Source organism: Pseudomonas orientalis, from assembly GCF_001439815.1.
Classification (GTDB): Bacteria; Pseudomonadota; Gammaproteobacteria; order Pseudomonadales; family Pseudomonadaceae; genus Aquipseudomonas; species Aquipseudomonas orientalis.
Genome location: NZ_JYLM01000004.1, coordinates 446717 through 473690, shown reverse-complemented (window position 1 = coordinate 473690; position 26974 = coordinate 446717). Strand labels below are relative to the sequence as shown.

Sequence of the window (26974 nt, the reverse complement as noted above, 5' to 3'; positions counted from 1 at the left end):
ACATGCGTGTCGCCCTGTACCAATGCCCGCCACTGCCGCTGGATGTCGCCGGTAATCTCAAGCGCCTGCGACAACTGGCCCATGAAGCGGCGGGAGCCGATGTGCTCGTGTTGCCGGAGATGTTCCTGACGGGCTACAACATTGGCGCCGAGGCGGCAGGCGCGCTGGCCGAGGCGAAGGATGGGGAGTCGGCCCAAACCATTGCCGACATCGCGCAAAGTGCCGGGCTGGCGATTGTGTACGGCTATCCGGAGCGGGCCGAGGATGGCCAGGTCTACAACGCCGTGCAGTTGATCGACGCCCATGGCACACGCCTGTGCAACTATCGCAAGACCCATCTGTTTGGCGATCTGGACCATTCGATGTTCAGCGCCGGTGATGACGACTTCCCGCTGGTGGAGTTGAACGGCTGGAAGCTGGGTTTGCTGATTTGCTATGACCTGGAGTTCCCGGAAAACACGCGCCGCCTGGCGCTGGCCGGTGCCGAGCTGATCCTGGTGCCCACCGCCAATATGGTGCCGTTCGATTTTGTCGCCGACGTCACCGTGCGGGCACGGGCGTTCGAGAACCAATGCTTCGTGGCCTATGCCAACTACTGCGGACACGAAGGCGATATTCACTACTGCGGCCAAAGCAGCATTGCCGCGCCCGACGGTCAGCGCATCGCCCAGGCGGGCCTGGATGAGACGTTGATCGTCGGCACGCTGGAGCGGCAAGCGATCCTCGACGCCCGCGCCGCCAATCATTACTTGCAGGACCGTCGTCCCGAGCTTTACGGCGCACTGCACAAGCCCTGACCCACCGGGTTTGCTAGCATAGGCCCTTGCCCCGCTTCGGAAGTGCCCATGCCTGCGCCGATTCACCCTCACCCTCTGCACCTGACTCTGGCCAACGGCCTGAACCTTTGCCTGCACCATGCGCCGCGCTTGAAGCGCTGCGCCGCTGTTTTACGCGTGGCGGCGGGCAGTCATGACGCGCCTTTGGCGTGGCCGGGGCTGGCGCACTTTCTGGAGCACCTGTTGTTTCTGGGAACCGAGCGTTTTCCCGCAGGCGAAGGGTTGATGGCCTATGTGCAGCGCCATGGCGGGCACGTGAATGCCAGCACCCGCGAGCGCGTCACCGAGTTCTTTTTCGAGCTGCCGGTGTCGACCTTCGACGAGGGGCTGGTGCGCTTGGCCGACATGCTGACGCACCCTCGCCTGGCCATTGACGACCAACTGCGCGAACGCGAAGTGCTGCACGCCGAGTTCGTGGCCTGGTCTGAGGATGCCAAGGCGCAGCAACAGGTGGCTTTGCTGGAGGGCCTGGCCGCTGATCATCCATTGCGCGGATTTCATGCGGGCAACCGCGACAGCCTGCCAGTGGAACGCGAGGCCTTTCAGCAGGCGTTGCGCGAATTTCATCAACGCTTCTATCAGAGCGGGCAGATGACGTTGAGCCTGGCCGGCCCGCAATCCCGGGAAGACCTGGAAGCGCTGGCGCAGCGATTCAGTGCGCAGCTGCCCCCTGGCCCGCGGCATCCCCAGGCCGCGCCACCGGCGCTGATGGCCGGGCAAGCGCGGAGCTATCAGCACGTTGCCGATCATCATCTGCACCAGGTCATCACCTGTGATGCGCCGCGCGAAGCGCTGGCGTTTCTCTGTACCTGGCTCAACAGTTCGGCGCCGGGCGGCTTGCTCGCAGACCTCAAAGATCGACGCCTGGCGACGGCAGTGCACGCTTCGGTGCCGTATCACTTTGCCGGACAGGCCGTGCTGGATATCGATTTTACCCTCGACAGCCAAAGTGATTCGACGACACAGATCGAGGCGCGGTTGTACGACTGGCTGAGTTTTTTCGCACACAGCGACTGGACGCCGTTACGCGAAGAATTCGCCTTGCTCAAGGCGCGCCAACAGCAGGTCCAGGGCGCCCTGGCGCTGGCACGCGACGGCACGGAAGATTTATCGGACCAAGGCCTCGCAGCCCTCAAGGCCATGCTCGGCGCACTGCATTTGCCGCCCGCCACGCACGGCTGGCAGCTTCCACCGAATAATCCGTTCCTGCGCCCGCCGGTCAGGGAAGAACGGGCCGGCTTGATTCGCGGCCAGACCAGCGCCCACCGTGGCTTGCGCACCTTCGCCCAGGATCGCTCGCGGGGGCGACGAGACCTGTCGGCGCTGACCTTCAGCCAGGCATTGGCGGACGACACTGACGAAGGCGCGCTGTACCTGCGCTGGCGATTCGACTCTGCGGTGCCTGCTGGTCTGGAAAACACCTTGCAGCCGTTGCGCGAGAGTGCAGCACAGGCGGGCGTCGAGTTGTGTTTCGACACCATCGCCAATGACTGGCAGGTAAAAATACTCGGTGTCCACGAGCCCATGCCCGCCGTGCTCGAAGCGCTGACGCACTGCTTGACCACTGCCGATGAACAGCTGCCGCCACCGCCCTCGACGCCGGTGATCGCCATCCGCGAATTGCTCAAGGCATTGCCCAACTGCTGTGCCGGTGTTCAGCCGACGCCCCAAGCAGTCCCAACCTCATGGGCCACCGCGCGCTGGCACGGACTGGGCGCAGGCTTACCGCCAGCTTGTGAAGCGGCCATCAAGACCGCTGCGGCACGTTTGCCCGGGCAGCCTGCACAGTTCCAGTACCTGCCTCAACATCTCCAAGGCCAGCGCCTCTGGCACGAGATAAACACCGAATCCAGCGAAGCGGCGCTGCTGTTGTTCTGCCCAACACCCACCCAGGCCCTGCGCGATGAAGCCGCCTGGCGCTTGCTCGGTCACCTGCTTCAAGGGCCGTTCTACCAGCGCCTGCGCGTTGAACTACAACTGGGCTACGCCGTTTTGAGCGGTATCCGACAGATCAATGGGCAAACCGGCCTGCTGTTCGGCGTGCAGTCCCCCAGCGCTTCCCTGGAAGAAATCCTCGAACAGGTGCAGACCTTTCTGAACCAACTGCCATCATTGATCGAACGCAGCGTTGACATGGGTAACGAGGCGCTGGCGCAGCAATTCGCTGCCCAGTCATTGCCCATGGCCCAAGCCGCCGATCTGCTGTGGCACGCGCACTTGGCGGGTCACCCATCGGACTACCTGGGGCAATTACAAGATTTGATACAAACCTGCTCACGCGACGATATGCGGCATGCCGCCCAACAGCTGAACGACGCCACAGGTGGCTGGCATTGCCTCGCTAACGGGCCGTTCAGCCGAATGGCCTGGCAGCTGGCGGAGTGATCATTGCCAACCCTGCAACAGGCTTTTTCTTTCAAGACAGCGCTAACTCGAAAAGAATTGCGTAATATTCACACGCAATATCTGAACATCTCCCATGGGAGGTGGACTATATGTACTACTTGGTAGTGAACATCCCGTCCCTTGATAGGAGTATGAATATGACCTGGTCCAAACCTGCTTACACTGATCTGCGCATCGGTTTCGAAGTCACCATGTACTTCGCCAGCCGCTAATTCGCTGGGTACTACAACGCCTCGGTTCGCCCGGGGCGTTTTTGTTTTGAGCTTTGCTGATGGAGCGATCATGTTTGTCCAGATTCTAGGTTCCGCCGCCGGCGGTGGCTTCCCGCAGTGGAACTGCAACTGCGTGAACTGCGCAGGTTTTCGTGATGGCAGCCTGCGGGCCCAGGCGCGCACCCAGTCGTCCATCGCGATTTCCGACGATGGTGTGAACTGGGTGCTGTGCAATGCATCGCCGGATATCCGCGCGCAATTGCAGGGCTTTGCGCCGATGCAACCGGGCCGCGCCCTGCGTGACACCGGCATCGGCGCGATCATCCTGATGGACAGCCAGATCGACCACACCACCGGCCTGCTGAGCCTGCGCGAGGGTTGCCCGCACCAGGTGTGGTGCACCGATATGGTCCATGAAGACCTGAGCACCGGTTTCCCGCTGTTCACCATGCTCACCCACTGGAACGGCGGCCTGGCCTGGAACCGCATCGAGCTGGACGCCAGCTTCACCATCCCCGCCTGCCCCAACCTGCGCTTCACCCCACTGCCGCTGCGCAGCGCAGCGCCGCCTTATTCGCCGCATCGCTTCGACCCGCACCCGGGCGACAACATCGGCCTGATCGTCGAAGACCTGCGCACCGGCGGCAAACTGTTCTACGCCCCGGGCCTGGGCAAGGTCGACGCGCCGCTGCTGGAGATCATGGCCGGCAGCGACTGCCTGCTGGTGGACGGCACGATGTGGGACGACGACGAAATGCAGCGCCGTGGCGTCGGCACCCGCACCGGCCGCGAAATGGGCCACCTGGCGCAGAATGGTCCCGGCGGCATGCTCGAAGTGCTGGAACAATTGCCGAAGCAGCGCAAAGTCCTTATCCACATCAACAACACCAACCCGATCCTCGATGAAGACTCCCCCGAGCGAGCCGAGTTGGTGCGGCGTAATGTCGAAGTAGCCTACGACGGCATGAGCATTGAGTTGTAGGAGCCCCCAGATGACTGATACACCGATGACCCCCGAAGCATTCGAACAGGCCCTGCGTGCCAAAGGCGCCTTCTACCACATCCACCACCCGTACCACGTGGCGATGTACGAAGGCCGCGCCACCCGCGAGCAGATCCAGGGCTGGGTCGCCAACCGCTTCTACTATCAGGTGAACATTCCCCTGAAGGACGCTGCGATCCTGGCCAACTGCCCGGACCGGGAGATTCGTCGCGAATGGATCCAGCGCCTGCTCGACCACGATGGCGCGCCCGGAGAAGACGGCGGCATCGAAGCCTGGCTGCGCCTGGGCCAGGCCGTCGGCCTCGACCCCGACCAGCTGCGCTCCCAGGAACTGGTGCTGCCCGGCGTGCGCTTTGCGGTGGACGCCTACGTCAACTTCGCCCGCCGCGCCAGTTGGCAAGAGGCTGCCAGCAGTTCGTTGACCGAACTGTTCGCGCCGCAGATCCACCAGTCGCGCCTCGACAGCTGGCCGCAGCACTACCCGTGGATCGACCCGGCCGGCTACGAATACTTCCGCACCCGACTGGGCCAGGCCCGTCGCGATGTGGAACACGGGTTGGCGATCACGCTGCAGCACTACACCACCCGTGAAGGCCAGGAGCGCATGCTGGAAATTCTCCAGTTCAAACTGGACATCCTGTGGAGCATGCTCGACGCCATGAGCATGGCCTACGAACTGAACCGCCCGCCGTACCACAGCGTGACCGCAGAGCGGGTCTGGCATAAAGGGATCACCCTATGAGTTTTGATCGCAGCAAAAAACCCACGTGGCGCCCGGGTTACCGCTATCAGTACGAGCCCGCGCAGCAAGGCCATGTGTTGCTCTATCCGGAAGGCATGATCAAGCTCAACGACAGCGCCGCGCTGATCGGTGGTTTGATCGACGGCGAGCGCGACGTGGCCGCCATCATCGCCGAGCTGGACAGGCAATTCCCCGGCGTGCCGGAACTCGGTGCTGACATCGAGCAATTCATGGAGGTCGCCCGTGCCGAGCACTGGATTACCCTTGCCTGAAAAACCCGCTATCGGCCTGCCGCTGTGGCTGCTCGCCGAGCTGACCTACCGCTGCCCGCTGCAGTGCCCGTATTGCTCCAACCCGCTGGATTTTGCCGAGCAGGGCAAGGAACTGAGCACCGAGCAGTGGATCAAGGTATTTCGCGAGGCCCGCGAGATGGGCGCCGCGCAGCTGGGGTTTTCCGGCGGTGAACCGCTGGTGCGCCAGGATCTGGCTGAGTTGATCGGCGAGGCACGCAAGCTGGGGTTCTACACCAACCTGATCACCTCCGGCATCGGCCTGACCGAACAGAAGATCAGCGACTTCAAAAAGGCCGGCCTGGACCATATCCAGATCAGCTTCCAGGCCAGCGACGAACAGGTCAACAACCTGCTGGCCGGCTCGAAAAAAGCCTTCGCGCAAAAGCTGGAAATGGCCCGCGCGGTGAAAGCCCACGGTTATCCGATGGTGCTGAACTTCGTCACCCACCGGCATAACATCGACAAGATCGACCGCATTATCGAGCTGTGCATTGCGCTTGAGGCGGACTTCGTCGAGCTTGCCACCTGCCAGTTCTACGGCTGGGCGCAACTCAATCGTGTGGGGTTATTGCCGACCCGGGAACAACTGGTACGCGCCGAACGCATTACCAACGAATACCGCGCCAGGCTCGAAGCCGAAGGCCACCCGTGCAAGTTGATTTTCGTCACGCCGGATTACTACGAAGAACGCCCGAAAGCCTGCATGAATGGCTGGGGCAGTATTTTCCTGACAGTCACACCGGACGGTACTGCCCTGCCCTGTCATGGCGCCCGACAGATGCCGGTGCAGTTTCCCAATGTGCGCGACCACAGCATGCAGCACATCTGGTACGACTCGTTCGGCTTCAACCGCTTTCGCGGCTACGACTGGATGCCCGAGCCGTGCCGTTCATGCGATGAGAAGGAAAAGGATTTCGGCGGCTGCCGTTGCCAGGCCTTCATGCTCACCGGGGATGCGAGCAACGCCGACCCCGTGTGCAGCAAGTCCGAGCAGCACGGCATCATCCTGCAGGCGCGGGAAGAAGCCGAACATGCCACCCAGACCATTGAACAACTGGCGTTTCGCAATGAGCGCAATTCACGCCTCATCGCAAAAGGCTGAGAGCCTCAGCGCTTGGCGATGATGTACACGGCGTGAATGATGCCGGGGAAGTAACCGCACAGGGTCAGCAGAATGTTCAGCCAGAATGCGCCGCCGAATCCTACTTGCAGGAACACACCCAGTGGCGGCAGCAGAATGGCGATGATGATACGAATGATGTCCATGGGTCAGCTCCAGAAAATCGGCTCGTGTGAGCCGTGTAGCTAATCGACATTGGCGCTTCGTGAGGGTTCAGTGGTTTCTGGCAGTGGGCCATCCTTTAATGGCCAGATAAAAAAACGCCCCCAGCCAAAAGAATCAGGCTGGAGGCGCCGCGTATTCCGCGAGACGGTTCAGAAAATAGAGTCAGACGGCAATGCCCTTGCGGCATTGCAGTTGCGCGGTGCGTACCCGAGAGAAGGCACGGGCCAGGCGCAGGAGCATTTCATCAATGTGGTTTTTGCTGACGTTCAAGGCCGGCGTGAAACGCAAACAATCCGGCTGCGCAGCGGTGAGGATCAGGCCTTCGTGCAGCGCGGCCTTTACCACGGCAGACGCGGAGTCGTCCGACAGCGTCAGGCCCCATATCAGTCCGTTGCCGCGCAGTTGCCCATGCTCATAACGGTAGGCCAGGCGGGCGAGGCCTTCTGCCAGATAGAGGCCGGATTCGCGTACGTGCTCGAGAAAGCCGTCGGTCAAGACGGCATCGAGCACCGCGATCCCCGCTGCGGCCATCAGCGCATTGCCGTGATGGGTACCGTCCAGCTCGCCCGTTTCGAAGCAGCAGGCTGTGCCGCGTGCCAGCAACGCCGCCAAGGGCACGCCACCGCCCAGGCCTTTGCCGATAGTAATAATATCGGCGCGAACGCCGTATTGCTGCTCGGCGAGCAGACTGCCGCAGCGGCCGATCCCGGTTTGCACTTCGTCAAGAATCAGCAAAATCCCCAGCTCACGGCACAGACGTTCGACGCCCTTTAGATAATGTTCGGTCGCGGGAATAACACCGGCGGCGCTTTGGATCGGCTCCAGCATGATGGCGACGGTGTGTGCATCGACGGCGGCATGCAGCGCCGGCAGATCGTTGAAGGGCACATGACTGAAACCCGGCAATTGCGGTTCGAAACGGTTTTCGCGGGCAACGGCCGATGCCGACATCGCTGCGAAACCATGGCCATGGCAGCCGTTGCCCGCGGTGATGATGTGATAAGCGCCGCCGCGATGCAGTTGGCCCCATTTGCGCGCCAGTCTGATCGCGGCTTCACAAGCCTCGCCGCCGCTATTGAGCAGATAGGCCTGATCGCTGCCGGTGTGATGGCACAGGCGCTCAACCAGGTCGAGCTGCGCCCGGCTGTGCAAGCCCATGCCAGGGTTGATCACGGTTTGCATCTGTGCGGCGATGGCGTCGCGCACCGCTTGCGGGCTGTGGCCGAGGCTGTTGGCGCCGCCGCCCTGGCTGAAATCCAGGTAGGCACGGTCGTCAGTGTCCGAGAGCCAGGCGCCTTGACCCTGGACGAACACCTCGGATGGACGCGCGACGGTAGGCATCAGGCAATGGTTGGAAAAATCATGAGGCGGAGCATGAAGTACCAGGTCGTCAAGGCTCGGCGCGGGCCGCCGGAACAGGTTCACAGTTCGCCCCCGATAGCAACCGCACCTGGATAGGTACCGGGTACTGACAGTGCGCAGAAGTGTTTTGCCTTGCCTATGTAAACGCCATTACCCAAAACGTTATTCATTGCCCGATTCGGCCCTGTAAGCCCTGCGAATAGGCGCTAGACTAGGCGTCTCGGGGGCCGACGGCCATTTCGATTTTCCAGCTTTTTCGATAAGCAAACCTTATGGATTTCAAGCAACTGCGTTATTTCGTCGCGGTGTATGAGGAAGGCCATGTAGGCCGTGCCGCGGAGCGTCTGTCGATCTCCCAGCCGGCCCTGTCGCAGCAGGTTCGCCAACTGGAGCAGAACCTCGACGTGAGCCTGTTCGAACGCAGCAGCAAGCGCCTGCTCCCCACACTGGCCGCCCACACGCTGTACAACCATGCCCTGCCCCTGATCGACGGCATGCAGCAAGCCGTGGAGGCGTTGCGTAACTTCAAGGGCCAGGCGATGCGCACCCTGGCTATCGGCGTGCTGCAAACCGTGCACACCAGCCTGGTGCCGCAGATGCTGGAGCGGGTGCGCAAGGCCCAACCGCATCTGGTCGTGCAGATCTACGAGCTGACCGGGCTTGAGATCGAGCGGCGGCTGCTCAATGGCTCGCTGGACATCGGCATCAGCTACCTGCCACCGCGCCAGCCGGGGCTGCATGGGGTGTTGTTGTATGAGGATGAGTTGAAGGTGGTCATCCCTGAGCAACATCCGTTGCGGGAATTCAAGAAGGTCTCGCTGAAACAGGCAGCCGAGTTGCCGATGTTGCTGCTGGGGGAAGAATTCCAGATACGGCAGATCTGGCAGGGTCAGTTGGCGAACCTGGGCCGCCGCCCGCAGGTGCAGGCCGAACTCAATACCATGGCGGGGATTCTCGACAGCCTGCCTCATACTCAGTTGGCCACTGTGCTGCCGGGGCGTTCCCAGGATGAACACAACAGCCAGTCGCTGCTGTGGAAACCCTTGAGCGAACCCAGGGTGGCGTTGAAAGTCGGTCTGGTGTGCCGTGACGTGCAGCGCCAGCAAGCGACGATGGCGTTGCTGCGCACGTTGCTGGAAAACGTGATGAATGCCCCGCAGGCGGGCGCCTGACTTTTTCGCGGGCAAAAGAAAACCCCGCCGAAGCGGGGCTTTGCAGACTGTTTCCCTGACATCCATTTCACTCCGCCATCCTGGCAGAATCCTACGTGTCCGTGTTGTTGCTTTGCGCTTCCTGCGCGACGTCCATGTGAAGTAGATTATCCGTGGATCCAATTTGGCGATAGAGGACGATTAGCAGCACGTCATGTAAGAGAATGCTTACACGCACGCCTCGCCCTTAAAACAGTGCTTCATCCATCAGGAACAGCGATTCGCTACCGGCTTTCACCGACGCACTCAACGAGTGAATCCGCGGCAACAGGCGCGCAAAGTAAAAGCGCGCCGTGCCCAGCTTGCTGGCATAGAAATCGTCCTCGGTCTCCTTGCCCCAGGCGGCCTTGGCCATGCGTGCCCACATATAGGCATACGCCATGTAACCAAACGCGTGCAGGTACTCCACCGAGGCCGCGCCGATTTCATTCGGATTGCCCTTGGCACGGTCCAGCACCCAGGCGGTCAATTCATCCAGGTTGTCCACCGCCGCGCCGAGCGGCCGGGTGAACTCGCCCAGTTGCGCGCCGGCACTGGCGATGAACTGGCGGATCTCATCGGCGAACAGGGTGTAGAACGCCCCACCGCTGCCGACGATCTTGCGCCCCACCAAATCCAGGGCCTGGATACCATTGGTGCCTTCGTAGATCTGCGTGATACGCACATCACGCACCAATTGCTCCTGGCCCCACTCGCGAATGTAGCCGTGGCCACCAAACACTTGCTGGCCGAGCACGGTGGTTTCCAGGCCCAGGTCCGAGAGAAAAGCCTTGGCGACCGGCGTCAGCAGCGCCACCAGGTTGTCGGCGCGCTCACGGGCAGCCGCGTCTTCGCTGAATTTGGCAATGTCCAACTGCGTCGCCACGTAGGTGGAGAACGCACGGCCGCCTTCGTTCGCCGCCTTCATGGTCAGCAGCATGCGGCGTACGTCCGGGTGCACGATGATCGGGTCGGCCGGTTTATCCTTGGCTTTTGCGCCCAGGGGCGACCGGCTCTGCAGGCGGTCGCGGGCATATTCAATCGCGTTCTGATAGGAGCGCTCGCCGGATGCCAGGCCCTGAATACCCACCCCCAGGCGCTCGTAGTTCATCATGGTAAACATCGCCGCCAAACCACGGTTGGGCTCACCGACCAGGTAGCCCACGGCTTCGTCGAAGTTCATCACGCAGGTCGCGGAGGCCTGGATGCCCATCTTGTGTTCAATCGAGCCGCAGGTCACCGGGTTGCGCGCGCCGAGGCTGCCGTCGGCGTTCACCATGAACTTCGGCACCAGGAACAGCGAGATGCCCTTGGGCCCGGCCGGTGCATCCGGAAGCTTGGCCAGCACCAGGTGGATGATGTTTTCGGTCAGGTCGTGTTCGCCGCCGGTAATGAAAATCTTGGTACCGCTGACTTTGTAGGACCCGTCCGCCTGCGGCTCGGCCTTGGTGCGAATCATGCCCAGGTCGGTACCGGCATGGGCTTCGGTCAGGCACATGGAACCGGCCCACTCGCCGGAGTACATCTTCGGCAGGTAGGTGGCCTTGAGTTCGTCGCTGGCGTGGGTATTGATCGACACGCAAGCGCCCGAGGTCAACATCGGGTACAGGCCGAACGCCAGGCTGGACGAGTTGATCATCTCTTCGACCTGCGCCGACACCGCCTTGGGCATGCCCATGCCGCCATACACCGGGTCGCCGCCGACGCCTACCCAGCCGCCTTCGGCATAGGTCGCGTAAGCCTGCGGGAAACCGTCCGGAGTGCTGACGGTACCGTCCGCCCAGCGGCAGCCTTGCTCATCGCCGCCACGGCTCAACGGCGCGATGGATTTGGCGGTGACCTTGCCCGCCTCTTCGAGGATGGCTTCAACGGTTTCGGCGTCAACCGTGTCTGCCAAGGCAGGCAACTGCGCCCAGGTGGTGGCGACGTCAAACACTTCGTTGAGGACGAAGCGCATATCACGCAACGGCGCTTTGTAATCAGCCATGGCAAACCTCGTGGGAACGTGAAAAGTGATTCGATAGGATCGGTTTTACAGGCTCCGAGTGTAACCGAACAACTTTTCAGACACATAGGGTCCGTTCGTGACCCATAAGTATTTATAAGTCACGAAGCAAGCTGTTGCCAGCCATCTACAGTGCAAAAGCTTGCGCCGGCAAGCTCATCAGGCACTCGCTGCCCGCCTCCACCGCAGCTCGATGCATCGTGGTGCGCGGCAACAGACGTTTGAAATAAAAGTCGCACGTCGCACGTTTGGCCTGGGCGAACCCTGGGTCGTCGTGCGCCTGCGCCGCAATCGCCATGCGCAACCACAGGTAGGCGAGGATGATGTAACCGCTGTACATCAAGTAATCCATGGCCGCCGCCCCCACTTCGTCGGGATTGCTCATCGCTGCCGTGCCGACCTTCAGCGTCAGCTCGCCCCATTGCTGATTCAACTGGTTGAGCTGTTCGACATGGGCCTTGAGTTGCGCATGTTCGGCGTTGGCGGCGCAGAACTTATGCACGATTCTGGTAAAGCCGCGCAGCAACTTGCCCTGGCTGCCCAGCACCTTGCGCCCCAGCAGATCGAGCGCCTGGATGCCGTTGGTGCCTTCGTAGATCGGCGCAATCCGCGCATCACGGGCCAGTTGTTCCATGCCCCACTCGCGAATATAGCCATGGCCGCCGAACACCTGCATACCGTGGTTGGTCACCTCCAGCCCGGTTTCGGTCATGAAGGCTTTGCAGATCGGCGTGAGGAAGGCCAACAGGTCCTCAGCCTCCTGGCGCTGGCCGGCGTCGCGGCTCAAGTGCGCGGTGTCGAGCAATTGGGCGGTGAAGTAGGTCAGCGCGCGATTGCCTTCGTTGAAGGCTTTCATGGTCAGCAACATGCGGCGTACATCGGCATGCACGATAATCGGGTCGGCGGGTTTGTCCGGGGCCTTGGCGCCGGTCAACGAGCGCATCTGCAGGCGCTCGCCGGCGTATTTGATCGCACCCTGGAAGCTGGCCTCGCCATTGCACAAGCCCTGCATCCCCGTGCCCAGGCGCGCGTGGTTCATCATGGTGAACATGCAGTTGAGGCCTTTGTTCGCCTCGCCAATCAAAAAGCCCTTGGCGCCGTCGAAATTCAGCACGCAGGTGGCCGAGGCCTTGATGCCCATCTTGTGCTCGATGGAACCGCAATGCACGGCGTTGCGTTCACCGGAATCGGCATGGAACTTGGGCACGATGAACAACGAAATACCTTTGGTCCCCGCCGGTGCATCCGGCAGTTTGGCCAGCACCAGGTGGATGATATTTGCACTCATGTCGTGCTCACCGGCCGAGATGAAGATTTTGCTGCCGGTGACTGCATAACTGCCATCGGCCTGGGGAACGGCGCGGGTCTTGATCAAACCCAGGTCGGTGCCGCAGTGGGCTTCGGTCAGGCACATGGTGCCGGTCCACTCGCCGGCGGTGAGTTTGTGCAGGTAGGTGGCCTTCTGTTCGTCGGTGCCGTGGGCGTGGATCGCCGACATTGCGCCGTGGGTCAGGCCCGGGTACATGCCCCAGGACGTATTGCTGGAACCGATCATTTCGCTCAGCACCAGCCCCAGGGACTGCGGCAAGCCCTGGCCGCCGAAGGCCGGGTCCGCCGCCACGCCGTGCCAGCCGCCTTCCACGTACTGGGCGAAGGCTTGCTTGAAGCCCTTGGGCGTGGTCACCACGCCATTATCGAAATGGCAGCCCTCTTCATCGCCGCTGCGATTGAGCGGCGCCAGCACGTTTTCGCAGAACTTCGCGCCTTCTTCGAGGATTGCACTGACCATATCGGGGCTGGCGTCCGTCGCGCCGAGGGCCGCGTAGTGGCCATGGAAGTCGAACACGTTATCGATCAGAAAGCGCATGTCGCGCAGGGGAGCTTTGTACTCAGGCATGGCAATGTCTCCGGCAGCAGATGGTTTCAACCTACTGCCGGCCAACGCCGCAAACAATCACTGTAGGGCTGCTGAATACAGCACCATTACTCAACCGGCAGCGCTTTGCATGCGCACCGCACCGCGACGGTTCTGCCCGGCCGCGATCACGCAATTGCGCCCGGCGCCCTTGGCGGCGTAGAGCGCCTGATCGGCGCACTTGAGCACTTCTTCAGGGCTGCGCTGCTCGGCCTGGCGCTCGGCCACGCCGATGCTGACGGTCACCGACACACTGGACGCACCGCTGGCAGCGCGACGCTGGCGCCCCTGATGGTCGTCATTGGGGCGGTCCGGGTTGCGCAATTTGATCGCATAGTTGGCAATGATTTCGCGGATCTCCTCCAAGTGCGGCAGGCATTCATCCAGGCTCTTGCCGGCAAACACCACGGCAAACTCTTCACCGCCGTAACGATAGGCGCGCCCGCCGCCGCTGACCTTGGACAGTTTGCTCGCCACCAGGCGCAACACCTGATCACCCACGTCATGACCGTGGGTGTCGTTGAAACGCTTGAAATGGTCCACGTCGCCCATCGCCAGCACATAGTTGCGCCCCAATCGCTGCATGCGTTCATTAAGGGCGCGGCGACCGGGCAAGCCGGTCAGCTCATCGCGAAAGGCCATTTGATAGGCCTCATGCGCCACACCGGCCGCGATCATCAGCATCACCTGGCTGCACATGATGTTGAGGGTAAACGGCAGGATGAAGGTCTGCGGCAGCATCCAGAACATCCCCAGCAACCCCACCAGTTGCGCGGCGTGCAGCGGGCGCGGCTGATACCAGTACTGGGCGGCCAGGGTGATAAAGCCAATCAGGAACATCGGGTATGACAGCTGGATCAGGCTCATCCAGGCGCCATGCAGCGCCGGCCAGCGAATCTCGGCCAACCAGTCCAGCACCCCCTGTGGGTAACTTTGCTCCAGCGCCAGCGCCACGCTGCCGACGGCCAATAACACCGCGCAGCGTGCGACGAAGTCACGGAACAGGTGGGTCTTTTCCTGCCACAGCGCGTACACGCTGAACAGCAACGGCAGCAGCAGGCAGCACAGGTGAAATACCACCGCAGCGTCTTCGCGTACGCGGCCATGGTCGCGGTAGAAATCGGTCTGGGTGTCCAGCAGGAAATACGTGACGTACACCGTGATCATCAGGAACAACTCACGCTGACGCCGATAGACCGCGCAGTACGCTCCGCCGAGCAACAGCACCAGGGTCGGCAGCACGTTGAACAGCGAGGTGAAGAAGACGTTGAGGTCCTTGAGATAGGCAGCCGAGAGCCCGGCCAGCAATAGCAGCAACGAGGGTAGGAAATGACTGAAGCGTACAGCGGACACGCGTGACAAGGGTAAAACTCCGACCCGCAAGAATAATGGCACTGTGCCTCGAAGCGGCCAGTTAAGCACAACTGACCGGCCATGTATCACTTTGCCATCACTGTAACGGCACGCTTCATCAAACCCTTAGCGTCAGCGCGCTTTTTTCGCATCGGCACAAAACGCATGTGGGAGGGGGCTTGCCCCCGATGGCATTGTGACAGCCGCCAAATCGGCTAGCTGACATACCGCAATCGGGAGCAAGCCCTCTCCCACATTGACCGCATTTCAATGTTTAGCCAGCGGTATTCGCACGGACGAAAAAAAACCGCTTCCTCGAAAGGAAGCGGCTTTTCTGAACCCGGTAAGGCTTAGTAAGCCAGGCCGAAGTCCTCTTCTTTCATGTCCATCAGGTTGCTCGCGCCCGACAGCATGGTTGCCACGTGGGTGCGGGTACGCGGCAGGATGCGCTGGAAGTAGAAGCGCGCAGTCTGCAGCTTGGCGGTGTAGAACGCCTCTTCGCCGGTGCCGGCAGCCAGTTTCTCGGCGGCCAGGCGTGCCATGTCGGCCCAGAAGTAAGCCAGGCACGCATAACCGGAGTACATCAGGTAGTCCACCGAGGCGGCACCGACTTCTTCACGGTCTTTCATCGCGGCCATGCCGACCTTCATGGTCAACTCGCCCCACTCTTTGTTCAGCGCCGCCAGCGGCGCAACGAATTCCTTGACCGCTTCGTTGCCTTCGTTGGCCTGGCAGAACTTGTGCACGATCTTGGTAAAGCCCTTGAGCGCTTCGCCCTGGGTCATCAGCACTTTACGGCCGAGCAGGTCCAGGGCCTGGATACCGGTGGTGCCTTCGTACAGCATCGAAATGCGGCTGTCGCGAACGTTCTGCTCCATGCCCCACTCGGCGATGAAACCGTGACCGCCGTAGATCTGTACGCCGTGGTTGGCGGACTCGAAACCGACTTCGGTCATGAACGCTTTGGCGATCGGGGTCATGAAGGCCAGCAGGCCATCAGCCTGTTTCTTGGCTTCGTCATCGGTGCCGTACTTGACGATGTCCACTTGCTTGGCGGTGAAGTACACCATCGCACGGTTGCCTTCGGCGAAGGCTTTCATGGTCAGCAGCATGCGGCGCACGTCAGGGTGCACGATGATCGGGTCGGCGGCTTTTTCCGGCGCTTTCGGGCCGGTCAGGGAACGCATTTGCAGGCGGTCACGCGCATATTTCAGGCCACCCTGGAAACCGATCTCGGCGTGGGCCAGGCCTTGCAGCGCGGTGCCCAGGCGAGCGGTGTTCATGAAGGTGAACATGCAGTTCAGGCCTTTGTTCGCCGGGCCGATCAGGTAGCCGGTGGCCGCGTCGAAGTTCATCACGCAGGTGGCGTTGCCGTGGATGCCCATCTTGTGTTCCAGGGAGCCACAGGTCACCGCGTTGCGCTCGCCCACCGAACCATCGGCGTTGGGCAGGAATTTGGGCACGATAAACAGCGAGATACCTTTGGTACCGGCCGGTGCGTCCGGCAGGCGCGCCAGCACGATGTGGACGATGTTGTCGGCCATGTCGTGTTCACCGGCCGAGATGAAGATCTTGGTGCCGGAGACTTTGTAGGAACCGTCGGCCTGAGGCTCGGCCTTGGTGCGCAGCATGCCCAGGTCAGTGCCGCAGTGCGGCTCGGTCAGGCACATGGTGCCGGTCCACTCGCCCGACACCAGTTTGGTCAGGTAGGCCTCTTGCTGCTCCGGCGTGCCGTGCTCGGAAATGGTGTTCATCGCACCATGGGACAGGCCTGGGTACATGCCCCACGACCAGTTGGCTTCGCCGACCATTTCACTCACGGCCAGACCCAGGGACTCCGGCAGGCCTTGGCCACCGTGCTCCACGTCATGGGCCAGGCTAGGCCAGCCGCCTTCGACGAACTGTTTGTAGGCTTCTTTGAAACCGGCAGGGGTTTTAACGCCTGACTCGCTCCAGGTACACCCTTCGATGTCACCCACGCGGTTCAGCGGTGCCAGCACTTGCTCACAGAACTTGGCGCCTTCTTCGAGAATGGCGTCAACCATGTCCGGCGTAGCGTCCTGGCAAGCCGGCAGGCTCTGATAATGCGCTTCATAACCGAGCAGTTCGTCACGAACGAAGCGAATATCACGCAAGGGGGCCTTGTAGTCAGGCATAGCGATAAACCTCTGCTGATGTAGCTGGGATGAACAACCGCTTGGAAGGATGATGGCGGTCAAACAGGTGTTTGAAACATACGTTTACGACATGGGGTTGTCAAGCGTCGGCCTGATGCCGTTTGTCTTGATGCGGATCAATGGCGCGCACAGCGAAGCCTGTGGCGTGATGCCACAAGAAGTGTAGGAGTTCAGCGAGAGGGCACAAAACAAATGTGGGAGGGGGCTTGCCCCCGATGGCGGTAGGTCAGCTATGAATAAGCTGGCTGATAGACCGCTATCGGGGGCAAGCCCCCTCCCACATTTTGAATGTCATGCGTTCAAAGAATCAGGCGTAGGTATCGATCAACGTACCGAGCATTTCGTCCGAAGCCTTGGCGACTTTCGCCCCCAGTTCCACTTGAAACTTGCCCTGGGCCATTTCGACCATATTGCTCGCCGAGTTGGATGCCTGGGCGCGATCGTTGGCTTGCAGACGGTCGCTTTGCGCGGCCGATGGCTGGGTCGTCGCGGCGCTGGCAATCTTGCCGGCGGCCTGGTCGACACGGCTCTGCCCGGCCTGAATGGTACTCAGGCCCGAATAAAACGCGCTGCTTCCAGAGATTTCCATGGCGCAAGCCTGCCTTTAGAGAATCGTGAGTGCCAATTGAATCAGACATCCTGGCGAAACGCCCGTCAAAAACACTAATGGCACATTGCCTAAGCGATAGCCAAAATCAGTCAAGCAGGTCCATTTCCAGGTACGCAGCCACTGCTGCCGCCCCGGCATGCTTGAGTTTCGGTACCCGCCCAAGGCAAGGCGCCGGCAAACGCTCGGCCAAGGTGGCGAGGTTCTCCTCCAGACGAGAGGTCTTCGGGTCGATGATATTGGCCACCCAACCGGCCAGCTGCAATCCATCGCGCGCGATCGCTTCGGCCGTGAGCAACGCATGGCTGATACACCCCAGGCGCACACCCACCACCAGAATCACCGGAAGCTTGAGCGCAATGGCCAGGTCCGACAGGTTGGCTTGGTCGGCCAGGGGCACGCGCCAACCGCCCGCGCCTTCGATCAAGGTGAAGTCCGCCTTGTGCGCGAGAATCCGCTGCATCGGCTTGAGCAGCGATTGCACCGTCAGCGCGACCCCCGCCTCACGCGCGGCCAGATGCGGCGCAATCGCAGGTTCCAACGCCACCGGGTTGACCTCGGCATAGCTCAACGGCAATGAACACTCGGCGAGCAGCGCCAGGGCATCAGCGTTGCGCAAGCCCTTGGGCGTGATCTGGCAGCCCGAGGCCACCGGTTTTCCCGCCGCCGTGGTTTTACCCGCTTGGCGCGCGGCATGCAGCAGGCCGGCGGCGATGGTGGTCTTGCCCACATCGGTGTCGGTGCCGGTGATGAAATAAGCGGCGCTCATAGCGGTTTCTCCAGTACGGCGTACACCACCTGGTAAGTGGCCGGCAGGCCCTGGGGCTGACGGAACTGCTCATAGGCCTGGACCAGTGCCGCAACCCGCGCGCGGCCGGTCAACCCGCCCGGGCGACCGGGGTTGAGGTTATGCGCGCCCAGGGCTTTGAGCTCATGGGTCAGGCTGCGCACGTCCGGGTAATACAGGACATGGGGCCGCCGTTCCAGGCTGGTCACCCGAAAACCACTGGCTGCGCACAGCTGCTGATAAGCCTCGAAGGTGCGGAAACGGTTGACGTGAACCAGGCCATCCGCCGCGCGCCAGCTCTGGCGCAGCTCGTCCAGCGTGCCCACGCACAGGCTGGCAAAGGCCAGCACACCGCCCGGTTGCAGCACGCGAAAGGCTTCACTGAGGACCGCGTCGAAGTTCGCACACCACTGCACCGCCAGGCTGGAAAACATCAGCGCGAAGCTTTCAGCCTTCAGCGGCAAGCGTTCCGCATCCCCGGCGATAAAGTACTGCGCGCCGCCTGAGGGCCGCGCATGGTTGAGCATGCCCTCGGCGATATCCAGCGCGGTACCTTGGCTGGCAGGTAGCCGCTCAGCCAGTGCACGGCTGAAATAGCCCGTGCCGCAGCCCAGGTCGAGCCAGCGTTGTGGTGCGATTCCTGGCGGTAACCGCGCGAGCAGGGCATGCCCCACCGCCCGCTGCAGCTCGGCCACGCTGTCGTAACTGGCCGCAGCCCGGGAAAACGAAGCGGCCACCTGGCGTTTGTCGGGCAAGGCGCCGGGCAGGTAAGGATGGGATAGATCAGTCATCGACGCACTCATGCAAAAAAACCTGGATGGCCCCCGCGACACCGTGAGGGTCCTCCAGAAGAAAAGCGTGACCGGCCTGTTCGATCAGGCCGATTTCCACATCGGGCAGCAGCGCCAGCAAGTCACTGGCGGCTTCGGCGGGCACCAGCCCATCCTGGCCGGCAAACAGGTGCAGTTGCGGCCCGCGAAAGGCCTGCAAGGCGGCGCGGGTATCCAATTGGGCAAGCACTTCCAGGCCGGGCATCAACACGCTGGGCGAAGTGTTCGGCGCTCCACTGACCAGCAGACGCGAGAGCCCGCGCGGGTCGGCCGCGCCCTTGGCACACAGCAAACCAAAGCGCTTGAGGGTGACCTGGGAGTCGGCATGACAGCCGGCGAGGAACGCGTCGAATGTTTCAGCAGGCATCGCGTGCGGCCAACCGTCATGGGCGACAAAGCACGGATTGCTCGCCAGGGTGAGCAAACCGCAGCAACGCTCGGACCGTCGTGCCGCCAGCTCTGAAGCGAGCATGCCGCCCAGGGACCAGCCGCCGAGCCAGACATTGTCCGGCAGCGTGGCATCCAGTTCGTCCAGCCATTCGGACAAGTCGCCGGCGTCCAGGGCCGGCAACGGCTCGATCTGCACGTGCAGGTGCTCATTCAACCCCTGCAACGCCGCAGCCAGCGGCTCCAGCGGCGACACACCCAGGCCCCAGCCGGGCAGCAATACCAGTCGATCACGCATGCTCGGGCTCCATGGTGTTCAACAACCGGAAACACGCTTCCAATGCGTTTAACAATAGCTGCACCTGCGCCGCGCTGTGGGCCGCCGTCAACGTCACGCGCAAACGAGCGCCGCCGGCGGGCACGGTGGGGGGACGGATCGCGGTCACCATCAACCCGCGCTCGCGCAGCATCTGCGACAGGCGCAAGGCGCGCGCGCTGTCGCCCATCAGGATCGGCTGGATCGGTGTAAAGCTGTCCATCAACCTCAGGCCGATCTGTTCGGCGCCCTGACGGAACTGGCGGATCAACCCGTTGAGGTGCTCGCGTCGCCAATGCTCGGTGCGCAGCAGCTCCAGGCTTTTCAGAGTGGCGCACGCCAGCGCCGGCGGCTGGCTGGTGGTGTAGATGTACGGCCGGGCGAATTGAATCAGGCTTTCGATCAGCTCTTCACTGCCCGCCACAAAGGCACCGGCGGTGCCAAAGGCTTTACCGAGGGTGCCGACCAATACCGGCACGTCGTCCTGGCTCAGGCCAAAATGCTCGACGATGCCCGCGCCGTTGGCCCCCAGCGGGCCGAAGCCGTGGGCGTCGTCCACCATCAACCAGGCGCCCCTGGCCCTGGCTTCACGGGCCAGCGCGGGCAGATCGGCAAGGTTGCCATCCATGCTGAACACGCCATCGGTCACCACCAGCGCGTTACCGGTGGCTTTCTCCAGGCGCTTGGCAAGGCTGGCGGCGTCGTTATGCAGGTAACGGTTGAAACGCGCCCCGGACAACAAGCCGGCATCCAGCAGCGAAGCATGGTTGAGACGATCTTCCAGCACCGTATCGCCCTGCCCCACCAACGCCGTCACCGCGCCGAGGTTGGCCATGTAGCCGGTGGTGAACAGCAATGCACGCGGGCGCCCGGTCAGGTAGGCAAGGGCTTCTTCCAGTTCATGGTGCGGCGTGGCGTGCCCCACTACCAGGTGCGACGCGCCGCCACCCACGCCCCAGCGGGACGCACCGGCGCGCCAGGCTTCGATCACCTGCGGATGGTTGGCCAGGCCGAGGTAGTCATTGTTACAAAACGCCAGCAGCGGCTTGCCGTCCACCACCACTTCCGGGCCCTGGGGGCTCTCCAGCAAGGGGCGTTGACGGTAAAGGTGTTCGGCACGGCGGGCAGCGAGGCGCGCGGCGAGATCGAAAGACATGCAGGCCTCGATTCAGCAGGGTGTACGCGGTTCGAAAGGTGGGAGGGGGCTTGCCCCCGATGGCTGTATCTCAGTCAACACAAGTGCTGGCTGACCTACCGTCATCGGGGGCAAGCCCCCTCCCACATTTGGAATGCATTTGGGTTAAACGGCGGCGTTGTAGAACTGTTCGCTGCTCTTCTGTTCTACCAACGCTTGCTCGATCGCCGCCTGATGCACTTCGTCGGCGTGTTCTTCCCGCGCCTCCGGCAGGATCCCAAGGCGCGAGAACAATTGCATATCCTTGTCCGCCTGCGGATTGGCGGTGGTCAGCAGCTTGTCGCCGTAGAAGATCGAGTTGGCGCCGGCAAAGAACGCCAGGGCCTGCATCTGCTCGTTCATGGCCTCACGGCCGGCCGACAGGCGCACATGGGATTGCGGCATCAGGATGCGCGCCACCGCCAGCATGCGGATAAAGTCGAACGGGTCGATGTCCTCGGCGTTTTCCAACGGCGTACCGGCCACCTTGACCAGCATGTTGATCGGCACCGACTCCGGATGCTCCGGCAGGTTGGCCAGTTGGATCAGCAGGTTGGCGCGGTCATCCAGGGATTCGCCCATGCCGAGAATACCGCCGGAGCAGATCTTCATCCCCGACTCACGCACGTAGGCCAGGGTTTGCAGGCGCTCGCTGTAGGTGCGCGTGGTGATGATCGAACCGTAGAATTCCGGCGAGGTATCGAGGTTGTGGTTGTAGTAGTCGAGGCCGGCCTGGGCCAAGGCTTCGGTCTGGTCCTGGTCGAGACGGCCCAGGGTCATGCAGGTTTCCAGGCCCATGGCCTTCACACCCTTGACCATCTCCAGCACGTAGGGCATGTCTTTGGCCGATGGATGTTTCCAGGCGGCGCCCATGCAGAAACGCGTCGAGCCGATGGCCTTGGCGCGGGCGGCCTCTTCGAGGACCTTCTGCACTTCCATCAGCTTTTCTTTTTCCAGACCGGTGTTGTAGTGACCCGACTGCGGACAATATTTGCAATCTTCCGGGCAGGCGCCGGTTTTGATCGACAGCAGCGTAGACACCTGCACACGGTTGGCGTCGAAATGCGCGCGGTGCACGGTCTGCGCCTGAAACAACAGGTCATTGAACGGCTGCACGAACAGGGCTTTGACTTCGGCCAAAGACCAATCGTGACGCAAGGTGGCAGAGGTGCTGGCGCTCATGGGCGATTCCTTGATTATGCTTTGGCTAACGCTGCGGGAAGGGCAATACCCACAGGCACGACACGGATGCTCGGCATATTTAAGGAAGATCCATGCACTGTCAACCAAGCTATAACCACCAGGTTTACATCTGGCTAAAAAGCGTACACACCTGTTTGATCTGCGATGAGCGCGCCGAAAGCGCCGATTGTGTGTGCAACGCCTGCGAAACCGAGCTGCCGTGGCTGATGGAGCACTGTGAAGTGTGCGCCCTGCCCTTGCCCATGGACGGATTGGTCTGCGGCCAATGCCAGAAACAACCGCCTGCGTATAAACAAGTGATTGCGCCCTGGACCTACAGCTTCCCCGTAGACAGCCTGATCAGCCGCTTCAAGCATCAGGCGCGCTGGCCGCTGGGGCATCTGCTGGGGCGCTTGCTCGGGCGACTGCTGCAACATCGCTTCGAGAACGCCGAACTCACCCGCCCCGATTGCCTGCTGCCGGTGCCGATGCCCCCCAAGCGTCTGCGCCAGCGTGGCTATAACCAGGCCGTGATGCTGGCGCGCTGGCTCAGCACCGACCTGAACATTCCCTACGATGAACACCTGTTGTTACGTCCCCGGGAAACCGTCGCGCAACAAGACCTCGACGCCAAGACGCGCAAGCACAACCTGCTCAATGCCTTCGCGCTGGTACCCGGCGCCCGGGTGCAGGGTCGGCATCTGGCGCTGGTGGACGACGTGCTGACCACCGGTGCCACCGCCCACAGCCTGGCGCGGCTGTTGATGAAGGCCGGCGCGCGTCAGGTCGATGTGTATTGCCTGGCCCGCACGCCCAAACCCGGCACATGACTTGACTCCCGTGTCTTCGGGCGGCAACGTCCGCTCATTCCAGCCAGGCGTATCCCCATGTCCCTGCCCTCGCCCCTCAGCCAGCACATCATCCGCCGCCCTCAGCGTATTGCGTTGCTGGGGCATATCGCCGAACAGGGTTCCATCACCCGGGCCGCCAAAAGTGCCGGGTTGAGCTACAAAGCCGCGTGGGATGCCATCGATGAATTGAACAATCTGGCGCAAAAGCCGCTGGTGGAGCGCAGCGTCGGCGGTAAAGGCGGTGGCGGCGCCAGGCTGACGAGCGAAGGTGAACGCGTGCTGCGCCTTTATCAGCGTCTGCAAGCCTTGCAAGCCGAGGTGCTCGCCACCGACGAAGCGGCCCGCGACTTCAATTTGCTGGGCCGCCTGATGCTGCGCACCAGTGCGCGCAATCAGCTGCACGGCCAGGTCAGCATCATCGAGCGCCAGGGGCGCAATGACCGGGTGCGCCTGGAGCTGGCGGGCGGCCTGTATCTGGATGCCTATATCACGCACGACAGCACGCAACGTCTGGAGCTGGAACCCGGCGTGGAAGTGGTTGCCCTGATCAAGGCCGGCTGGTTGGAATTGTTGACCATCGGGGAGACTGCAACACTTGGACACAATTGCCTGAGTGGTGTGATCGAGACGATTCTCGATGCTGAAGACGGCCCCAGCGAAGTCCGTATCGGCCTGCCGAACGGTCAGGTGCTGTGTGCCCTGGCGCAGCCCGCCGCGCTGAGCGCACTCAACGCCGCGCCGGGCCAGCCGATCCAGGTGCAATTCGCCCCCGGCCAGGTATTGCTTGGCACCCCGGTGTAGCCGGCACGCGCCATCAAACTGCAACAATTTCGTCACGCGCGCTCCTTAAGGTGTCTGCAAAAACCGTAGGGAGCCTGATATGAGCCTATTAGAAGAAAACCAAGCCACCGACCTCGAACAGATGGTCGGCCTCACCCGTCGCAGTTTTATCGGTGCCGGCGCCCTGTGCGGCGCGGCAATGTTCCTGGGCGGCAACCTGCTCAGCCGCAGCGCCCTGGCTGTGAACGCCGCGTCCGCCAGCCCGTTGCTCGGCTTTACCGGCATCGCCGCCGCTACCAGCGACACCCTCACCCTGCCGCCCGGCTACAGCGCCTCGGTGTTGATCAGCTGGGGCCAGCCCTTGAGCAAGCAGGCACCGGCCTTCGACCCCTCCGGCAACGGCACGGCCAAGGCCCAGGAACAGCAGTTCGGCGACAACAATGACGGCATGAGCCTGTTTCCCTTCCCCGGCGACGACAACCGCGCCTTGATGGCCATCAACAACGAATACACCAACTACCGCTACCTCTACGCCCACGGCGGCGCGCCGCAATCGGCCGAGGACGTGCGCAAGGCCCTGGCCAGCGAAGGCGTGTCAGTGATCGAGATACAACGCAAGGGCGACAACTGGCAGTTCGTCCAGGACTCACGCTACAACCGGCGCATCCACGGCAACACGCCGATCCGCCTGAGCGGTCCCGCCGCCGGCCACGACTGGCTGAAAACCAGCGCAGACAAAACCGGCAAGAAAGTCCTCGGCACGTTCCAGAACTGCGCCAACGGCAAGACGCCGTGGGGCACTTATCTGACCTGCGAAGAGAACTTCACCGACTGCTTCGGCAGCAGCAACCCCCAGCAAGTCTTCGATGCCGGGCAGAAACGCTACGGCGCGGTCGCGGCCAGCAAAGACATCAACTGGCACCCGCACGACCCGCGCTTCGACCTGGCCAGGAACGCCAACGAACTCAACCGTCACGGCTGGGTAGTGGAAATCGACCCGTTCGACCCGCACTCCACCCCGGTCAAGCGCACCGCCCTGGGCCGCTTCAAGCACGAAAACGCGGCCCTGGCCGAGACCCGCGACGGGCGCGCGGTGGTGTACATGGGCGATGATGAACGCGGCGAATTCATCTACAAGTTCGTCAGCCGCGACCCGATCAACCACGACAACCCGAAGGCCAACAAGGATCTGCTCGATCACGGCACCTTGTACGTAGCCATCTTCGACGCGGGCAATGGCGATGCCGATCATCCCAAGGGCAAGGGCCAATGGGTCGAACTCTCCCACGGCAAAAACGGCATCGACGCCGGCACAGGCTTTGCCAGCCAGGCCGAAGTGCTGATCCATGCGCGCCTGGCCGCCAGCGTAGTGAAAGCCACGCGCATGGACCGCCCGGAATGGATCGTGGTCAGCCCTACCGACGGCCAGGTCTATTGCACCCTGACCAACAACGCCAAGCGCGGCGAAGACGGCCAGCCGGTGGGCGGGCCCAACCCGCGTGAGAAGAACGTCTATGGCCAGATCCTGCGCTGGAAAGCCGACGCCGATAACCACGGCGCCACGGACTTCACCTGGGACCTGTTCGTCGTCGCCGGCAACCCCGGTGTACACGCGGGCTTGCCGAAGGGCGGCTCGTCCAACATCAATCCGCAGAACATGTTCAACAGCCCCGACGGCCTGGGTTTCGACAAGGCCGGCCGCCTGTGGATCCTCACCGACGGCGACTACAGCAACGCAGGCGACTTCGCCGGCATGGGCAACAACCAGATGCTGTGTGCCGACCCGAGCACCGGTGAAATTCGCCGCTTCATGGTCGGGCCGGTGGCGTGTGAGGTCACTGGGATCAGCTTTTCGCCGGATCAGAAAACCCTGTTTGTGGGTATTCAGCATCCGGGGGAAACCGGTGGGTCGACCTGGCCGGAGCATCTGCCCAATGGCAAGCCGCGTTCGTCGGTGATGGCGATTCGGCGTGATGATGGTGGGGTTGTCGGCGCCTGACAGGGCCTCATCGGGGGCAAGTCGAATCGTCGCACCGCCCCTCCCACCTTTGGACTTGTGAATATATTCAAGTGTGGGAGGGGGCTTGCCCCCGATGGCGATCCCACAGTCGCCCCCTATCTCAAGCCCGCTGGGTTACCATACCCGGCCGGACGCGGCGACCTGCTGCGCGCAGGAGTTCGCATGGCCCACCCGTTTGAAACACTCACCCCTGACCTGGTCCTCGACGCCGTCGAAAGCATCGGTTTTCTCAGCGATGCGCGCATTTTGGCGCTCAACAGCTACGAAAACCGCGTGTATCAGGTGGGCATCGAAGATTCCGAACCCCTGATCGCCAAGTTCTACCGGCCCCAGCGCTGGACCAACGAAGCGATCCTGGAAGAACACCGTTTCACCTTCGAACTGGCTGAATGCGAGGTGCCGGTGGTCGCCCCGCTGATCCACAACGGCGCAAGCCTGTTCGAGCACCAGGGTTTCCGCTTCACCCTGTTTCCACGCCGTGGCGGTCGTGCGCCGGAGCCGGGCAACCTCGACCAGCTCTATCGCCTCGGGCAACTGCTCGGCCGTTTGCACGCCGTGGGTTCCACCCGCCCGTTCGAACACCGCGAAGCCCTCGGCGTAAAGAACTTCGGTCACGATTCCCTGACCACCCTGCTCGAAGGCAACTTCATTCCCAAAAGCCTGTTGCCGGCCTACGAGTCTGTGGCCCGCGACCTGCTCAAGCGCGTGGAAGAGGTCTACAAGGCCACGCCGCACACGAACATCCGCATGCATGGCGACTGCCACCCCGGCAACATGATGTGCCGCGACGAGATGTTCCACATCGTCGACCTGGATGACTGCCGCATGGGCCCGGCGGTGCAGGACCTGTGGATGATGCTGGCAGGCGATCGCCAGGAATGCCTGGGCCAGCTGTCGGAATTGATGGACGGCTACCAGGAATTCCACGACTTCGACCCACGGGAACTGGCCCTGATCGAACCCTTGCGCGCCCTGCGCCTGATGCACTACAGCGCCTGGCTGGCGCGGCGCTGGGACGACCCGGCATTTCCCCACAGCTTCCCGTGGTTTGGCAGCGAGCGCTATTGGGGTGATCAGGTGCTGGCGTTGCGTGAGCAGCTTTCGGCCCTCAACGAAGAACCGCTGAAACTCTTCTGACTGTTGTGCTGTATGTGGGAGGGGGCTTGCCCCCGAAGGCGGCCTGTCAGCTGATACATAGGGGCGACTGATACTCCGCTATCGGGGGCAAGCCCCCTCCCACATAAAAGCAAAGCGGGGCCCC

At 62.3% G+C, this 26974-nt stretch carries 25 protein-coding genes; 13 read left to right on the top strand and 12 right to left on the bottom strand.

What is annotated here, in order from left to right; all coding sequences use genetic code 11:
• Positions 1 to 2 precede the first annotated feature (2 nt).
• The 7 genes from TU82_RS13395 to pqqE all read left to right on the top strand — a co-directional run bounded on the left by TU82_RS13395 (position 3) and on the right by pqqE (position 6594).
• Positions 3 to 797, top strand: coding sequence for a carbon-nitrogen hydrolase family protein (locus TU82_RS13395; protein WP_057723652.1), 795 nt, complete (start codon positions 3 to 5; stop codon positions 795 to 797).
• 48 nt (positions 798 to 845) lie between these two features.
• Positions 846 to 3221: a pyrroloquinoline quinone biosynthesis protein PqqF gene (gene pqqF, locus TU82_RS13390; RefSeq protein WP_057723651.1), complete on the top strand. Its 2376-nt coding sequence runs from the start codon at positions 846 to 848 to the stop codon at positions 3219 to 3221.
• Positions 3222 to 3379: 158 nt separating this feature from the next.
• Positions 3380 to 3454 carry a pyrroloquinoline quinone precursor peptide PqqA gene (gene pqqA / locus TU82_RS13385; protein WP_003194766.1) on the top strand — a complete coding sequence of 25 codons (75 nt, stop codon included), beginning with the start codon at positions 3380 to 3382 and terminating at the stop codon, positions 3452 to 3454.
• 70 nt (positions 3455 to 3524) lie between these two features.
• Complete coding sequence (pqqB, locus tag TU82_RS13380) at positions 3525 to 4436, top strand: pyrroloquinoline quinone biosynthesis protein PqqB (protein ID WP_057723650.1); 912 nt, start codon at positions 3525 to 3527, stop codon at positions 4434 to 4436.
• A 10-nt stretch (positions 4437 to 4446) separates the two neighbouring features.
• Positions 4447 to 5199, top strand: coding sequence for a pyrroloquinoline-quinone synthase PqqC (pqqC, locus tag TU82_RS13375; protein ID WP_057723649.1), 753 nt, complete (start codon positions 4447 to 4449; stop codon positions 5197 to 5199).
• The gene (gene pqqD / locus TU82_RS13370; RefSeq protein ID WP_057723648.1) at positions 5196 to 5471 is read left to right on the top strand and encodes a pyrroloquinoline quinone biosynthesis peptide chaperone PqqD; all 276 of its coding nucleotides are present in this window, start codon (positions 5196 to 5198) and stop codon (positions 5469 to 5471) included. The genes pqqC and pqqD overlap by 4 nt, the downstream gene beginning before the upstream one ends.
• Positions 5464 to 6594: a pyrroloquinoline quinone biosynthesis protein PqqE gene (pqqE, locus tag TU82_RS13365; protein WP_057723647.1), complete on the top strand. Its 1131-nt coding sequence runs from the start codon at positions 5464 to 5466 to the stop codon at positions 6592 to 6594. The genes pqqD and pqqE overlap by 8 nt, the downstream gene beginning before the upstream one ends.
• Positions 6595 to 6599: 5 nt before the next feature.
• Here pqqE and TU82_RS27875 read toward each other — a convergent pair whose 3' ends face one another.
• Together TU82_RS27875 and TU82_RS13360 are read right to left on the bottom strand one after the other, a co-directional pair.
• On the bottom strand, positions 6600 to 6758 hold the full coding sequence (locus TU82_RS27875) for a YqaE/Pmp3 family membrane protein (protein WP_003194776.1): 159 nt from the start codon (positions 6756 to 6758) through the stop codon (positions 6600 to 6602).
• A 181-nt stretch (positions 6759 to 6939) separates the two neighbouring features.
• Entirely contained in the window at positions 6940 to 8202 is a 1263-nt protein-coding gene (locus TU82_RS13360) for an aspartate aminotransferase family protein (protein WP_057723646.1), read from the bottom strand.
• 209 nt (positions 8203 to 8411) lie between these two features.
• Here TU82_RS13360 and TU82_RS13355 point away from each other — a divergent pair, with 209 nt between their 5' ends.
• Entirely contained in the window at positions 8412 to 9311 is a 900-nt protein-coding gene (locus TU82_RS13355; protein WP_057723645.1) for a LysR family transcriptional regulator, read from the top strand.
• A gap of 226 nt (positions 9312 to 9537) precedes the next feature.
• On the opposite strand, the gene TU82_RS13350 is transcribed toward TU82_RS13355, so the two are convergent.
• The 4 genes from TU82_RS13350 to TU82_RS13335 form a co-directional block, all read right to left on the bottom strand.
• Positions 9538 to 11316, bottom strand: coding sequence for an acyl-CoA dehydrogenase C-terminal domain-containing protein (locus TU82_RS13350; RefSeq protein ID WP_057723644.1), 1779 nt, complete (start codon positions 11314 to 11316; stop codon positions 9538 to 9540).
• Between the two features lie 145 nt (positions 11317 to 11461).
• Positions 11462 to 13231, bottom strand: coding sequence for an acyl-CoA dehydrogenase C-terminal domain-containing protein (locus TU82_RS13345; protein ID WP_057723643.1), 1770 nt, complete (start codon positions 13229 to 13231; stop codon positions 11462 to 11464).
• 90 nt (positions 13232 to 13321) lie between these two features.
• Positions 13322 to 14611, bottom strand: coding sequence for a GGDEF domain-containing protein (locus TU82_RS13340; protein WP_057723642.1), 1290 nt, complete (start codon positions 14609 to 14611; stop codon positions 13322 to 13324).
• Positions 14612 to 14952: 341 nt separating this feature from the next.
• Positions 14953 to 16758 carry a phenylacyl-CoA dehydrogenase gene (locus tag TU82_RS13335; protein ID WP_057723641.1) on the bottom strand — a complete coding sequence of 602 codons (1806 nt, stop codon included), beginning with the start codon at positions 16756 to 16758 and terminating at the stop codon, positions 14953 to 14955.
• 52 nt (positions 16759 to 16810) lie between these two features.
• Between TU82_RS13335 and TU82_RS29350 the strand changes: the two genes are divergently transcribed.
• A complete protein-coding gene (locus tag TU82_RS29350) occupies positions 16811 to 16945 on the top strand; it encodes a hypothetical protein (RefSeq protein WP_276307130.1) in 135 nt (44 codons plus the stop codon).
• Positions 16946 to 17086: 141 nt separating this feature from the next.
• Here the strand turns inward: TU82_RS29350 and TU82_RS13330 are convergent, their stop codons facing one another.
• The 6 genes from TU82_RS13330 to bioB form a co-directional block, all read right to left on the bottom strand.
• Positions 17087 to 17368, bottom strand: a complete 282-nt coding sequence (locus TU82_RS13330; protein ID WP_057723640.1) for a hypothetical protein — start codon at positions 17366 to 17368, stop codon at positions 17087 to 17089.
• 106 nt (positions 17369 to 17474) lie between these two features.
• A complete protein-coding gene (gene bioD / locus TU82_RS13325) occupies positions 17475 to 18155 on the bottom strand; it encodes a dethiobiotin synthase (RefSeq protein ID WP_057723639.1) in 681 nt (226 codons plus the stop codon).
• Positions 18152 to 18964 carry a malonyl-ACP O-methyltransferase BioC gene (bioC, locus tag TU82_RS13320; protein ID WP_057723638.1) on the bottom strand — a complete coding sequence of 271 codons (813 nt, stop codon included), beginning with the start codon at positions 18962 to 18964 and terminating at the stop codon, positions 18152 to 18154. Before bioC ends, bioD begins: the two co-directional genes overlap by 4 nt.
• Positions 18957 to 19688 carry an alpha/beta fold hydrolase gene (locus TU82_RS13315; protein WP_057723637.1) on the bottom strand — a complete coding sequence of 244 codons (732 nt, stop codon included), beginning with the start codon at positions 19686 to 19688 and terminating at the stop codon, positions 18957 to 18959. Before TU82_RS13315 ends, bioC begins: the two co-directional genes overlap by 8 nt.
• Entirely contained in the window at positions 19681 to 20862 is a 1182-nt protein-coding gene (gene bioF, locus TU82_RS13310; RefSeq protein ID WP_057723636.1) for an 8-amino-7-oxononanoate synthase, read from the bottom strand. The genes TU82_RS13315 and bioF overlap by 8 nt, the downstream gene beginning before the upstream one ends.
• Positions 20863 to 21006: 144 nt before the next feature.
• Positions 21007 to 22062 carry a biotin synthase BioB gene (bioB, locus tag TU82_RS13305; protein ID WP_057723635.1) on the bottom strand — a complete coding sequence of 352 codons (1056 nt, stop codon included), beginning with the start codon at positions 22060 to 22062 and terminating at the stop codon, positions 21007 to 21009.
• A 92-nt stretch (positions 22063 to 22154) separates the two neighbouring features.
• Between bioB and TU82_RS13300 the strand changes: the two genes are divergently transcribed.
• The 4 genes from TU82_RS13300 to TU82_RS13285 all read left to right on the top strand — a co-directional run bounded on the left by TU82_RS13300 (position 22155) and on the right by TU82_RS13285 (position 26850).
• Positions 22155 to 22892, top strand: a complete 738-nt coding sequence (locus tag TU82_RS13300) for a ComFC family protein (protein WP_057723634.1) — start codon at positions 22155 to 22157, stop codon at positions 22890 to 22892.
• A 57-nt stretch (positions 22893 to 22949) separates the two neighbouring features.
• Complete coding sequence (locus TU82_RS13295) at positions 22950 to 23714, top strand: TOBE domain-containing protein (protein ID WP_057723633.1); 765 nt, start codon at positions 22950 to 22952, stop codon at positions 23712 to 23714.
• Positions 23715 to 23793: 79 nt separating this feature from the next.
• Complete coding sequence (locus TU82_RS13290; protein WP_057723632.1) at positions 23794 to 25692, top strand: PhoX family protein; 1899 nt, start codon at positions 23794 to 23796, stop codon at positions 25690 to 25692.
• 183 nt (positions 25693 to 25875) lie between these two features.
• Positions 25876 to 26850, top strand: a complete 975-nt coding sequence (locus tag TU82_RS13285; protein WP_057723631.1) for a serine/threonine protein kinase — start codon at positions 25876 to 25878, stop codon at positions 26848 to 26850.
• Positions 26851 to 26974 lie beyond the last annotated feature (124 nt).

Coding starts and splice junctions, on each gene's coding strand:
- bioC (WP_057723638.1), bottom strand. CDS start 18,964: ATGACTGATCTATCCCATCCTTACCTGCCCGGCGCCTTGCCCGACAAA.
- pqqF (WP_057723651.1), top strand. CDS start 846: ATGCCTGCGCCGATTCACCCTCACCCTCTGCACCTGACTCTGGCCAAC.
- TU82_RS13315 (WP_057723637.1), bottom strand. CDS start 19,688: ATGCGTGATCGACTGGTATTGCTGCCCGGCTGGGGCCTGGGTGTGTCG.
- pqqD (WP_057723648.1), top strand. CDS start 5,196: ATGAGTTTTGATCGCAGCAAAAAACCCACGTGGCGCCCGGGTTACCGC.
- TU82_RS13350 (WP_057723644.1), bottom strand. CDS start 11,316: ATGGCTGATTACAAAGCGCCGTTGCGTGATATGCGCTTCGTCCTCAAC.
- TU82_RS13290 (WP_057723632.1), top strand. CDS start 23,794: ATGAGCCTATTAGAAGAAAACCAAGCCACCGACCTCGAACAGATGGTC.
- TU82_RS13355 (WP_057723645.1), top strand. CDS start 8,412: ATGGATTTCAAGCAACTGCGTTATTTCGTCGCGGTGTATGAGGAAGGC.
- pqqC (WP_057723649.1), top strand. CDS start 4,447: ATGACTGATACACCGATGACCCCCGAAGCATTCGAACAGGCCCTGCGT.
- TU82_RS13345 (WP_057723643.1), bottom strand. CDS start 13,231: ATGCCTGAGTACAAAGCTCCCCTGCGCGACATGCGCTTTCTGATCGAT.
- TU82_RS29350 (WP_276307130.1), top strand. CDS start 16,811: ATGGCGGTCAAACAGGTGTTTGAAACATACGTTTACGACATGGGGTTG.
- TU82_RS13395 (WP_057723652.1), top strand. CDS start 3: ATGCGTGTCGCCCTGTACCAATGCCCGCCACTGCCGCTGGATGTCGCC.
- bioB (WP_057723635.1), bottom strand. CDS start 22,062: ATGAGCGCCAGCACCTCTGCCACCTTGCGTCACGATTGGTCTTTGGCC.
- TU82_RS13285 (WP_057723631.1), top strand. CDS start 25,876: ATGGCCCACCCGTTTGAAACACTCACCCCTGACCTGGTCCTCGACGCC.
- TU82_RS13300 (WP_057723634.1), top strand. CDS start 22,155: ATGCACTGTCAACCAAGCTATAACCACCAGGTTTACATCTGGCTAAAA.
- TU82_RS27875 (WP_003194776.1), bottom strand. CDS start 6,758: ATGGACATCATTCGTATCATCATCGCCATTCTGCTGCCGCCACTGGGT.
- bioF (WP_057723636.1), bottom strand. CDS start 20,862: ATGTCTTTCGATCTCGCCGCGCGCCTCGCTGCCCGCCGTGCCGAACAC.
- bioD (WP_057723639.1), bottom strand. CDS start 18,155: ATGAGCGCCGCTTATTTCATCACCGGCACCGACACCGATGTGGGCAAG.
- TU82_RS13330 (WP_057723640.1), bottom strand. CDS start 17,368: ATGGAAATCTCTGGAAGCAGCGCGTTTTATTCGGGCCTGAGTACCATT.
- pqqB (WP_057723650.1), top strand. CDS start 3,525: ATGTTTGTCCAGATTCTAGGTTCCGCCGCCGGCGGTGGCTTCCCGCAG.
- TU82_RS13335 (WP_057723641.1), bottom strand. CDS start 16,758: ATGCCTGACTACAAGGCCCCCTTGCGTGATATTCGCTTCGTTCGTGAC.
- TU82_RS13295 (WP_057723633.1), top strand. CDS start 22,950: ATGTCCCTGCCCTCGCCCCTCAGCCAGCACATCATCCGCCGCCCTCAG.